The sequence below is a fragment of the Pseudoalteromonas sp. Ld20 genome (assembly GCF_045064175.1).
GTDB lineage: Bacteria > Pseudomonadota > Gammaproteobacteria > Enterobacterales > Alteromonadaceae > Pseudoalteromonas > Pseudoalteromonas neustonica.
The window spans coordinates 44,243-55,579 of the sequence record NZ_JBISHB010000029.1 but is presented as its reverse complement, the minus strand read 5'-3'; the positions used below and the strand labels follow the sequence as shown (position 1 = coordinate 55,579).

The 11,337-nt window shown below is 39.5% G+C and carries 12 protein-coding genes and 1 rRNA gene; 3 read left to right on the top strand and 10 right to left on the bottom strand.

Features of this window, described 5'->3' with window-relative positions; genetic code table 11:
* Positions 1–200, bottom strand: a 16S ribosomal RNA gene (locus tag ACJJVX_RS05685); the annotation flags it as partial.
* A 677-nt stretch (positions 201–877) separates the two neighbouring features.
* Between ACJJVX_RS05685 and ACJJVX_RS05680 the strand changes: the two genes are divergently transcribed.
* Positions 878–1,357, top strand: a complete 480-nt coding sequence (locus ACJJVX_RS05680; protein WP_054206854.1) for an RNA-binding protein — start codon at positions 878–880, stop codon at positions 1,355–1,357.
* On the opposite strand, the gene murI is transcribed toward ACJJVX_RS05680, so the two are convergent.
* Complete coding sequence (murI, locus tag ACJJVX_RS05675) at positions 1,320–2,129, bottom strand: glutamate racemase (RefSeq protein ID WP_405630575.1); 810 nt, start codon at positions 2,127–2,129, stop codon at positions 1,320–1,322. The genes ACJJVX_RS05680 and murI overlap by 38 nt on opposite strands.
* Positions 2,130–2,192: 63 nt before the next feature.
* Complete coding sequence (locus ACJJVX_RS05670; RefSeq protein ID WP_054456063.1) at positions 2,193–3,314, bottom strand: DUF5610 domain-containing protein; 1,122 nt, start codon at positions 3,312–3,314, stop codon at positions 2,193–2,195.
* Between the two features lie 163 nt (positions 3,315–3,477).
* Between ACJJVX_RS05670 and trmA the strand changes: the two genes are divergently transcribed.
* Positions 3,478–4,581: a tRNA (uridine(54)-C5)-methyltransferase TrmA gene (trmA, locus tag ACJJVX_RS05665; RefSeq protein WP_054206851.1), complete on the top strand. Its 1,104-nt coding sequence runs from the start codon at positions 3,478–3,480 to the stop codon at positions 4,579–4,581.
* An 8-nt stretch (positions 4,582–4,589) separates the two neighbouring features.
* Here the strand turns inward: trmA and ACJJVX_RS05660 are convergent, their stop codons facing one another.
* From ACJJVX_RS05660 to ccoG, 5 genes are all read right to left on the bottom strand, one after another.
* Entirely contained in the window at positions 4,590–5,048 is a 459-nt protein-coding gene (locus ACJJVX_RS05660; RefSeq protein ID WP_054206850.1) for a DUF523 domain-containing protein, read from the bottom strand.
* Positions 5,049–5,110: 62 nt separating this feature from the next.
* Positions 5,111–5,749, bottom strand: a complete 639-nt coding sequence (locus tag ACJJVX_RS05655; protein ID WP_054206849.1) for a thiol:disulfide interchange protein DsbA/DsbL — start codon at positions 5,747–5,749, stop codon at positions 5,111–5,113.
* Between the two features lie 20 nt (positions 5,750–5,769).
* Positions 5,770–6,393: a thiol:disulfide interchange protein DsbA/DsbL gene (locus tag ACJJVX_RS05650; protein WP_054206848.1), complete on the bottom strand. Its 624-nt coding sequence runs from the start codon at positions 6,391–6,393 to the stop codon at positions 5,770–5,772.
* A 34-nt stretch (positions 6,394–6,427) separates the two neighbouring features.
* A complete protein-coding gene (locus tag ACJJVX_RS05645) occupies positions 6,428–7,402 on the bottom strand; it encodes a serine/threonine protein kinase (protein ID WP_054206847.1) in 975 nt (324 codons plus the stop codon).
* Between the two features lie 63 nt (positions 7,403–7,465).
* Positions 7,466–8,896 (bottom strand): cytochrome c oxidase accessory protein CcoG, encoded by a 1,431-nt coding sequence (gene ccoG / locus ACJJVX_RS05640; RefSeq protein WP_054206846.1) that lies wholly within the window; start codon positions 8,894–8,896, stop codon positions 7,466–7,468.
* Positions 8,897–9,187: 291 nt separating this feature from the next.
* Between ccoG and ACJJVX_RS05635 the strand changes: the two genes are divergently transcribed.
* Positions 9,188–9,547: a hypothetical protein gene (locus tag ACJJVX_RS05635; RefSeq protein WP_054206845.1), complete on the top strand. Its 360-nt coding sequence runs from the start codon at positions 9,188–9,190 to the stop codon at positions 9,545–9,547.
* Positions 9,548–9,938: 391 nt separating this feature from the next.
* Here ACJJVX_RS05635 and ACJJVX_RS05630 read toward each other — a convergent pair whose 3' ends face one another.
* Both ACJJVX_RS05630 and ACJJVX_RS05625 read right to left on the bottom strand, forming a co-directional pair.
* Entirely contained in the window at positions 9,939–10,559 is a 621-nt protein-coding gene (locus ACJJVX_RS05630) for a UPF0149 family protein (RefSeq protein WP_169328465.1), read from the bottom strand.
* Between the two features lie 18 nt (positions 10,560–10,577).
* Complete coding sequence (locus tag ACJJVX_RS05625) at positions 10,578–11,336, bottom strand: type II secretion system protein N (RefSeq protein ID WP_054206842.1); 759 nt, start codon at positions 11,334–11,336, stop codon at positions 10,578–10,580.
* Position 11,337: the final 1 nt, after the last annotated feature.

Genomic DNA, 11,337 nt, shown 5'->3' with positions numbered 1-11,337 from the left:
CACTTTGGTCCGTAGACATCATGCGGTATTAGCAGTCGTTTCCAACTGTTGTCCCCCACCAAAAGGCATATTCCCAAGCATTACTCACCCGTCCGCCGCTCGTCAGCAAAGTAGCAAGCTACTCTCTGTTACCGCTCGACTTGCATGTGTTAGGCCTGCCGCCAGCGTTCAATCTGAGCCATGATCAAACTCTTCAATTAAAAGTTTTTTCTGTTCTCATCCAATAAAGAATGAAGAACCTGCTCAATGAATTCTGAATTTATTTAATATCTTTCGATATTGAATTGACTGTGCCGAATAATTATTAAAAATAACTATTCTGTTGGTCACTCAGTTTCTCTTTCGAGAAATCACATTGAGACTCTAAATTTTTTGCCTTGCTTACCTATCTAAAAAGAAAGTTAAGCTCGGCTGTTAGAACTCAATCTGTACGAGTGCCCACACAGATGATTGCTTTATATTGTTAAAGAACGTTTTGATTCGCTTTAGCGACTCAAGGGATGCGAATAATACACCCTTTATTTTTCGAGTCAACACTTTGTTTTAAATTTTCTTTTGGAATATTTAAAACCGAAGTTTTATTTAACTCTCTGATAAGTCCGTGCCTCGCTATGCGTTGGCGTTTCCCGTCTCAGTGGGGTCGCATTATAGGGAGATCCAAAAACAGATCAACACTTTTTTTCGATATTTTGACTGTTCGCTCAAAAAGCGTGCTAATCGGCTTAAAATGATAATTCACGCCTACTACAGAGCTGTTTTTTTAAGCTAAATTAGATAATTTCACATAAATACCATTGCTATGTTCATTTATCGCGTTAAGATAGCAAGTTCACAATGTTAAATTAATGTTTATTTCCTGTTTATTGGTAGATCAAAAATGAAATTACCCGATCAAAAATCTCTTATCTCTTCAGTTATCCTTGCTGTTATTGGTTTCGTTATAGTTAATTTTGCGCTTTCAAGCCTACAATTAAGTCCTGCACTGTTATTTGGTGCTGGTTTACTAATTGGTGGTGTTGTTATTGCTGCAATGTCGTCTGACGATTTAGAAGAAGCCGAAGTAAAGACAAAAACACTTTATGTAGGCAATCTTCCTTATCGTGCAAATGAAGGTGTTGTTCGTGCTTTATTTGAAGAGCAAGGTAAAGTGTTTAATGTTCGTTTATTAAAGGATAAAAATACTGGCAAGCGCCGCGGCTTTGGTTTTGTTGAAATGGCAGAGTCAGATGCTGATAATGCAATTGCTAAGTTAAACGATAGCGAGTTCCAACAACGTACGTTGAAAGTTCGTGAAGCAAAACAAAAACAAGATGACGAGCCTAACTCTTTTCGTTCTGAATCGGATCAGTCAGTGTAACTAGCTCCACCGGTTGCTCATCAATGACAATAGAAGCCGTTGCATAATAATGCAGCGGCTTTTTTTTGTGATCAAAAGTAACTTTGCTGTTTAAGGAATAGTTTTTCTCTATAAGCACAGTTTCTACCCGCTTTGCTATCGCCGCTCCCGAATCTAATAATTTAATGCTGCCTTGATAAAATGCATGAATCGCCGACGCTAAAATGGGAAAATGCGTACACCCTAATACCAAAACATCAATACTTTGATTAATTGATAACTCTCTAAGCTCGGCGTTTAACTTGTCTATGTCGACCACTCCATTTAAGTAGGCATATTCAGCAATAGCGACTAACGCGACACTACTATATAAACTAACAGTGATAGATGAAGCATGGTCTTCGATTAATTGCTGTGTATATGGGCTGCTTATCGTTGCTGGTGTTGCGAGTAGGCCTATGTGATGACTGTTCGTGATACTTGCGGCAGGTTTAATGGCAGGCACTACGCCTACTATAGGAATGTGTGTTAATGATCGAATAGCACTCAATGCTGAAGTGGATGCCGTATTGCATGCTATAACTAACACATCAACGTTAAGTGAGTTCACTTCGATAAAGTGCAGTAAACCTCTGAGGCGTTCAATAATTTTTTGCTGGTTCAATTTACCATAGGGTAAAAATGCATTATCCATAAAATAGCTAATGCGTGCATATGGGAGCTGCTTCTGAATATGCTCAAGAACGGTTGTCCCCCCTATTCCAGAATCAAATACCATTATATGTGCTGACAAACGACTCGCTCCAAACTAAACCTAAGCTGACCAGTTTGCCATGCACATCTTCTAAAATAAAGCTTAAGCTTCACCCTCTAGTGTTGCTGAGCGTAACTTGTTCATTTGTTCAAACATGGCCTTGGTATAATCAACTAGCTTGCCGACTTCTTCCTGATCTTGATTTAACCATTGCAAAATACCTGACAGCTCATTTTGCAATGCAAGATCACCTGCTTTATTAAATGCATCTTTTAAATCACTGTTAAATGGCGCGACCTTCTCGGTAATTGCTTTTTCTGGCGCAGGCTTATTTTCTTCATAGCCTTTTATTGCCGCGAACGTTTTGGTTTGCTTTAAATCCATTGAAAATGCCACCAGCTGTTCATTACCTAGATTTAGCTCTTTAGCTTGCTCAAATGCATCTTCCATGTCACCACCGAAGAATGTTTTACTGACACTCTGTAGGTCTTCCATAAGGGCGTTAATGGCTTCTTGCTCATCTTCATTTAAATCGCCATTGACTGACATGCTAAATGATAGCTCTCGTGATTGCGATGATTCACTCGCATAACCTTCATTTTGACCATTACGCTGGTAACTACTTGCTGATTGCTGTTTGAATGCATCGGCAAAACTAATACTCACTTCATCACCTTCTGCGGTCGTGAAGTTATATTGCGCGTTATTACTTAAACTTAAATATTGCGCCTGCGTAACACTTACTGAATCTGGCTTGGGATTAAATAAGTCATCTTCAAATTCATCGAGGCCATTAAAAATGCCCTCTTTTGACTTTTCTATACCTTCTTCAATTTCATCATTTAAGATGCCGGTATCTTTTAGTTCTTCAAACGCGCCATCGATACCTATTTGCACACCTTTACGTGCGTCATCAAGCATACCTTTTAATTTCTCATTGTCTGCGCCATCGACCTGTGCCTTTTTAACTGCGCCAGTAACAAAGCTAAGCACATTTTTGACAATTTCATCAAAATCAAACAGTGGCTTGTCTTTTTTCTCTTCAGCGATCGGCAAACCTAAGGCTTCAGCCATTTTATCTCCCAATACTTTTGCAGCTAATTCTTTGCCACGTTGCTGATAGCTATCTTGGGGAGATTGTATTGTAGGCTGCTGCAATGCGCCTTTATTGCTGTATTTATTGACATTATTATTTGGAACAAAGCCAAAGTTACCAATTTTCATGATCCGACTCCTATTTCTGCTTACTTCATTATCGGCCTAAAAACGAATAACTAAAGCGATACGTACAAAAAAACAGCATTTACTATTACTCAAAACTAGACAAATACTCTCTGCCCCCTACAATAGCGCCGATAAACAGCATAATGAGATAAGGTATTAGGTAATGGCGGTTATAAAGATAGATACAACTGAATACGATGCACAATTAACAGAAAAAGAGCAACGTATCATTGCGCAATTCCAACGCTTTGGTGTTGAACAACTAGACGTATTTGCCTCTGAACCAATTCATTACCGTCAACGAGCTGAATTTAGAGTTTGGCATGATGGCGACGATCTGTTTCACATCATGTTTGACCAAGCAACAAAAGAAAAAATTAGGGTCGATGAGTTTGACCCTGCTGCGCCATTAATTGGTGAAGTAATGAAAGCGATGATTGATAACCTTAAAGACTGTGAAATCCTGCGCCGCAAACTGTTTCAGATTGACTACTTATCGACTCTCAGTGGTGAAATTTTAGTAAGTTTACTTTACCACAAGCCACTTGATGAAGAGTGGATGGCTGAAATAAAAGCCTTAAAAGAAAAGCTAAGCCATTCATTTAAAATTGACTTTATTGGTCGCGCGCGTAAACAAAAAGAAGTACTAGGCACTGACTATGTAACCGAGCACTTAACGGTTAATGGCCAAGCGCTTATTTATCAGCAGGTAGAAAATAGCTTCACTCAACCCAATGCACAAGTGAACATCAAAATGCTGGAGTGGGCACAAGATTTATGTAAACCTCTTAAGAATGATTTACTTGAGCTTTATTGCGGCAATGGTAATTTTTCAATTGCGCTAGCTGGCTCATTTAACCGTGTATTGGCAACAGAAATATCTAAGTCATCGGTGCATTCGGCGCAATATAATATTGCTAAAAATAATGTAACCAATTTAGATATTATTCGTATGTCGAGTGAAGAGTTTACGCAAGCAATGAACGGCGAGCGTACATTCTCTAGGTTAGAAGGAATTGATTTAACCAGCTACGATTGTCAAACTATTTTAGTAGATCCACCACGCGCAGGCATGGATACATTAACATGTGATTTAGTCGCCAATTACGAGAGCATTATTTATATTTCGTGTAACCCTGAGACACTAGAACGCGATTTAGACCACTTAACCCGTACGCATGACGTTAAACGTTTCGCTATTTTTGATCAGTTCCCATACACCCACCATATTGAGTCGGGCGTGTTTTTACAAAAAAAGGCGCTTTGATAAAATAGCTATACTTCCTGTGCCAGTGCTTTTAACAGCGCTGGTATTTGCATTTCGCTAAATACCTTTATATCATTTTGCTCTAATAATGCCGCAGTTAAACCCATACCTATGATTTTTATACCGCTATGCGTGCCGTCGTAGATATTATTTCGCCCACATGACGGGCTCGACTCTTTTAGTAATGCAAACCGAATGTGGTTTAGCTTACAAAAGCGTAACGCTCTTTGAGCACCAAGCTCAAACTCAGCAGTCATATCTTCACCGCTTTTGGTTATTACTTTTTGTGACTTTAACTCTGCAGGGGCTCGTGGAATTGGTAAGCCACCAGCAACTTCCGGACAAAAAGAAACGATTCTTTTTTGCTGCTGCCAAGTGGCTAATTGGGGGTGTTTTAATGCCTGGCCTTTACCGTCATAACGTACGGGGGCGCCCAACAAACAACTCGATACGAAAATCTTTTCCATCATGCATCTCTATAAACAAAAAAGCCCCGCATCCGGGGCTTTCATCATAATTTTGTATTTAGCTATTTAGCAGCTAAATAGTTAATCAGTTTACTAATATCATCAGGTTCTGTAATACCTGTTTCACGACCTAAGTTAAGCTTATACTTACCATTGACGATAAAGGTTGGTACGCCACGTAGTGCGCCCTTTTCTTTATAGTAATTTTGATCGCGTTTCATCTTCGAGCTCATAGTGCGCACTGAAAAGCTCTTATAAACTTTATCAAACTTGTCGCCATCAACACCTTGGGCAACAAATACATCTTTTATATCTGCTAATTCGTTAAACTTTGCGCGCTTGGCGTGAATATGGTTAAACATAGCGGCAATCAATGCATCCTTTTGTGGTAGCACTTCAGCTGTTGCTAGAGCCTGAGAGATCATTTGCTGATTTTCTGGGTCTCGCACACCGACAAAATCCACATGGCTTTTTTTGAACTCAACGCCCGTATTTAATTTTGGTTTAACTTCAGCCAGTAGCGCTTCATAGTTATTACACGCTGGGCAATAAAATGAAAAGAACTCTTTTACTTCAGGTTTTTTGCTCGCACGCTCAGAGACAATCTCATAATGCACGCCTTCTTCGTAAGTCGTTGGCGCCGCATTTGCCGCCAAAGGTAGTAATAAGGCAAGTAATCCTGCTTTAACTAATTTAATCATAATCAATTAACTCCAAAAAATTATTGTTCTAATAAAAATTCTACTAACTCATTAAGCTGCTCTTGGCTCTTAATGGTATTGATATTTATTTTATATTTATCGTTTACGATGAATGTTGGTACGCCGGTCAAAGCGCCCATTTCAGAATATTTATTTTGCTTATCTTGCATAGCACGCTCTGCTGAAATAACTGGCATGCTGGCAATATCGCTATTAAATGTATCATTATCAATACCATTCACTTCAAGTAACTTTTTAACATCTTTAATGTTATCAAGCGGTGCGCGTTGAACATGAATACTGTTGAAGATTTGATCCGCAATTTTCTCACCTTTATTATGCTGTTTAGCAATGATATAAGCGTAGCTTAAGTTACTTTGCACTTGTGGTGTTAAACCACCAAGAAAATTTACATGGTTTTTAATAAACTCAGCACCTTCAGGCAAGCTTTTTTCGATCGCTTTAGCGACGGGCTCAAACTTAAAGCAATGTCCGCAATAGAATGAGAAAAACTCGGTTACTTGGGGCGTTTTGCTTTTTTCAATATTCAATACATCATATTGATCACCCGCTTTAAAGTCTGCGGCCATAGCTGCAAAGGGTAAACATAAAAGTAGAAGACTCAGTTTTAATTTTTTAAGCATTGGACTCTCGATTCACTTTTTTAAAATAATTTATTTATGGCAGTAATTTTAGCGCTGGTTCTTGTAGTGCAGAATACTGCTCTTTTAATGCTAAAATTTGTTGCTCCCAGTATTTGTCATCCGCAAACCACGAAAAGTTCCGTGGAAATGCAGGATCATCCCAGCGTTTAGCTAACCATCCCATGTAATGGATCATACGCATAGCACGTAATGGTTCAATCAATTTAAGCTGAGAGTGGTCAAAATCACAAAACTCTTCATAGGCCGCCACCAAGGTATCTAACTGTAACAGTTGGTTGTTTCGATCGCCACTTAGCATCATCCATAAGTCCTGAATAGCAGGACCTTGGCGACTATCATCTAAATCTACAAACATGAGCGCATCACCCGCCCACAAAATATTACCTGCGTGGCAGTCTCCATGCAGGCGTATTGTGCTGACTTGTTGATAGAGTGATTTGGTCTTATCGATCACCATATCCAAAATGGTATAAAACGCTGTAGTTAGGCTACTTGGCACTAGATTACTGTTTTGAAGCTGAATTTTAGCTGTATCTAAATACTCATCACAGCTAATTGTAGGCCGGTGACTAAATTCACTGACTTTTGCTGATTGATGCATTCGGCCTATCAAACGCCCAAGTACATCAAGCTGATCTAAATTATCAACTTCAAATATACGTCCACCAACACTTGGAAACAGCGTAAACAAGTAGCCGTCATGTTCAAATAAACTCTCACCATTACGACTAATCGGCGCAACAACAGGCACCTCGGCATCAGCTAACTCCGCTGCAAATAAGTGCTCTTCTAGTATTTGTGCCTTGCTCCAGCGCTCAGGTCGGTAAAATTTAACAACATAGCGATTGCCATCTTCAGCTTTAAATTGATAAACACGGTTTTCATAACTATTTAATGCTAATAAGCCAGACTCGGCATAAATGCCGATACTTTCAACGGCATCTAAAATTGAATCTGGGGTTAAGTCTACAAAGCTAAATTTACTCATAATTCTCATCAATATAAAAAAAGCGGGAAAATCCCGCTTTTTATTAAGTGATAGTGTACTTAACTATCGTGCTTTAAAGAAGTTGCTCGGCTGCGAAATTTGTGAACTCGGCTCATCCACTGGCGATAAGATAAAATTAAACTCGGTCATAGGCTTTTTCAAATCATATGGGTCCATTACTAGTGATAATGGTACATTATGTGATTCACCGGCCTGCACAGTGAAAGTTTGCTTGCCTATATATTTAAAGTTTTCCAACCCTTCAACTTTAATATTAAAGCTTTGCTCGTATTGCGCTTTATTAATTACTTTAAGGGTGTATGTATTCTCAACTAAACCATCAAAATCGACTCGATAAAGCTGATTTCTATCCCTTATGATATCTAAGTCCATCGGTTTACGCATGACTATATTTGCAACCAACGCAGTGCTTAATATAACTAGAATCACAATGTAACCAATAATTTTAGGTCGCAATGGGTTTGTTTTGTTATCCGGCGTTTCTAAGTTACGCTCCGTCGTGTATGAAATAAGCCCGCGTGGGTAACTCATTTTATCCATCACACCATCACATGCATCAATACACGCACCACAGTTTATACATTCTGCCTGCAAGCCATTTCGAATATCGATACCGGTCGGACATACTTGAACACACAAGTTACAGTCAATACAGTCACCGAGGTTTAGATTTTTAGGATCGTCTTTACGGCTACGAGGACCACGATTCTCGCCGCGAGTTTCGTCATAACTAACGGTGAAGGTGTCTTTATCAAACATTGCTGATTGAAAGCGTGAGTAGGGGCAAATATGTAAACACATAATTTCACGCATCCATCCCGCATTTGCGTATGTACACGCTGCAAATACTAAAATACTCACAAGCGCATAACCACCCACATTAAAGGTGATAAAATCAGGAAGTAGCTCTCGGATAGGTGTGAAATAACCAACAAATGTCAGTGCAGTGTAAAGCGAAAATGCAATCCAACTCGTATGTTTAGCTGTTTTTCGCCACAGCTTATCGAAATCCATCGGCCGCTGATCAAGCTTTTTGCGCTTATTGGCAGTCCCCTCTAATTTCTCTTCAAACCAAATAAAGATGAAGGTCCACACTGTTTGGGGGCATGTATAGCCACACCACACTCTGCCATAGAAGGTAGTCACTAAAAATAATGCAAATGCGGCAAGCATTAAAATAAAAGCAAGAATAGTAAAGTCTTGCGGCCATAACGTTAGGCTAAATATATTGTACTTTTGACCCATCAAATCAAATAGCACGGCTTGTTGGTCATTAAAGTTTATCCATGGCAACGCCATAAACGCTAACATGCCAAGAAAACCGATACGCTGCCTTAGCAGTTGGTGTAAACCAGTTACTGCACGCACATAAATGCGGTTTCGGGGGTTAAATCTATCTTGTGGGGCATTAAGATCTGGTTTCTCGATCTTCACCTCAGAAGGTATGTTCTTTACTTTTATTTGCTTTTCCATCGAAGTTCCTCAACGCCGCTTGGAGAATGAAAGTTGAACAATCATATGGCTTTATTCAATAAATAAAATATAGAAAGCTCATACTAAAAATAGTGCAGAAACCGACATAGCGCTTCGTTATGTTCAGAGATTTCTGAAAAATCTAATTGTTCATAAGCATTATACCAACTCTATTTAGAAAAACTGAAATTCAATGCTAATAATTTATTCACCTAACTTACTTGCTTTACAAAGGTGCATTTTATTACACTAGTGGTCAATTCATACCCGCTTAGATCAAAGTTTATTCATATGAAGAAATTTCTTGTACTTGTTGTTGTAATACTTGCGTTATTTACTATCGACCACCCAATGATAAAAGAACCTAGAGAAAAACTATTAGGGGAAGGTGTTGGCGTACTCAGTGATGCTGGAAATATAAACCGAGGTAGAGGTGCTAGCATGGCTAAAAGCCGAATTAGCTCTGCACTCACACTATCAGGATCTGAACGCGAGTATCTAGAAGATACCTTAAAAACAGATGAGCAACTGCAGTTGTTCCATACGCGTTACTGTAATAGTAAAGACCTTAATTTATATTTTTATGAAGATCGTCTAGCTACAGTGTGTTCTATCGTATCCGAGTCACTGATAGAAAATAGAGCTAAATAGTGGATTTCTCAGCATTAACAAAAAAAAGTAGCGCGTCGTTTAACCAGCATAAAAACTTGCTGAAAAAGCTCGCTAAAGGACAGACCGTGAAGTGCGAAAAGTGCCAAGGAGTGCTGACGTTAGATTTAAAAACTCAGCAGCATGGAAAAGGCATCGCTAAATGCCCGCAAAACTGTACTGAAATCATACTTGATCTAATATAGCAGGTATCCCCTGCTATATACCCCAGGGGGATTGACTCTTTGTTACCTACACGGATGTAGGTAAAGGGCGTGAGCAGGACGTACAAGCTTTGCTCGGTTTTTACTTAGCCTGCTAGGTTACAAACCTCGCGCCGCGATTAAATAGCCCCTAGATTGAACGAATTTCAATCCACAAAGGTCAACACGCCCTAGTTCCAGCTGTCTTCCTCATCCGTATATAAGCCACTTTGTACTGCAATGATTTCTATCAGTTCAGCAAAACCTAGTGCAAAATCACCCATTAACTCATATTGCTGCTGACTCAGTTGCGCATCGCTTAACTGATTTTGTTGAGCAATTGTTGCTATCACTTCAGGCTCTAGAGCAAAAAATCCCAAACTCGCATAAGCTGTTTGCAATGCTTCTTTTAACTCAACGGAAAGTGAACCTGCTTGCATTAACTTATCAACATAAGATTGCGAGCCGTGTACAAACCCCAAGCACCACTGTTGGCATTCATGTAAATCTAGGTAGTTTTCATTATCAGCACCTATTTGCAAGCTTACAGGGAGTTTAAAACCCGTTTCGTAGACTTGCTCGCTAATTTGGTGGTACATAGCCATAAAGGAGAATAACATCTGCTCCTCTAGTTGCCCTTGTGTATCAGGTATTATCTGCTCAAGCCACTCGTGAACATCTAACGGCTCGGGCGAACATATTATCGCGAATAAATAACCTTGGCTTTGCGGCAATGTCATTGCGCCTTTTCGGCTCGCTAAAAATGCACTTAGTTGCTGACTATGTTGCAGAGTAAATTCAGGTATTTGCATAAGATAACTCAATAACACTTAAAAATTTAATGGAAAACGGCCATCGCTATCAGCACGGCCTAAAAACTTAGTCGCATCATGCACTTCTTTTGGTAGTGACGCGTCAGGTTTTATATACCCTGCGACCTTAAAGTTCATATTCGCTTTGAGTGTTGCATCGGCTGCGAGCCCTAGGCGATTATCTGGATCAACCAACACTGCAACATCACCTGATTTACAGCTTAACTGGCCGCTAAGAGGGCCAATGCTAAACCAACCAGATAAACCTTGAACATCAATATTCTGGCTAGAAATCTCACCTTGTAATGCATTGCAATACGGTTGCCCTGAAGAAAATTCATCCAATTGTACAATCACTCGTCCTTTGGCATTGATTGGCAAAGGTAACTGTAAGCGCATCATCGCTCGCTCAACAGTTAAACGCAGTGTTGTATCTGACAATGTTATAGCTTGATTAAACAAACCATAGCTAAAATCTGCACGACCGGATATATCCGTCTTTTCACGTGCATTACCAAACTTAACATTACCTTTAAGCTGTCCTGTAAATAACGCCCAACCAGAGATGTCCCATGTTAAGCTATTAATTTGCTCCCCCTGATAACGAAGTTGCATTACTCGGCCTTGCCACACAGTACCTGACACTTTGCCTATTTGTACGTCTTGAGGCACGTATTTACTCGCAAGGTTAAGCGCCACAGCAGCGGGCGTTTTTAACAAAGCAAACACGATAAAACTAATGATAAATATTACTATAAGTGTGGCTGTTTTTTTCATG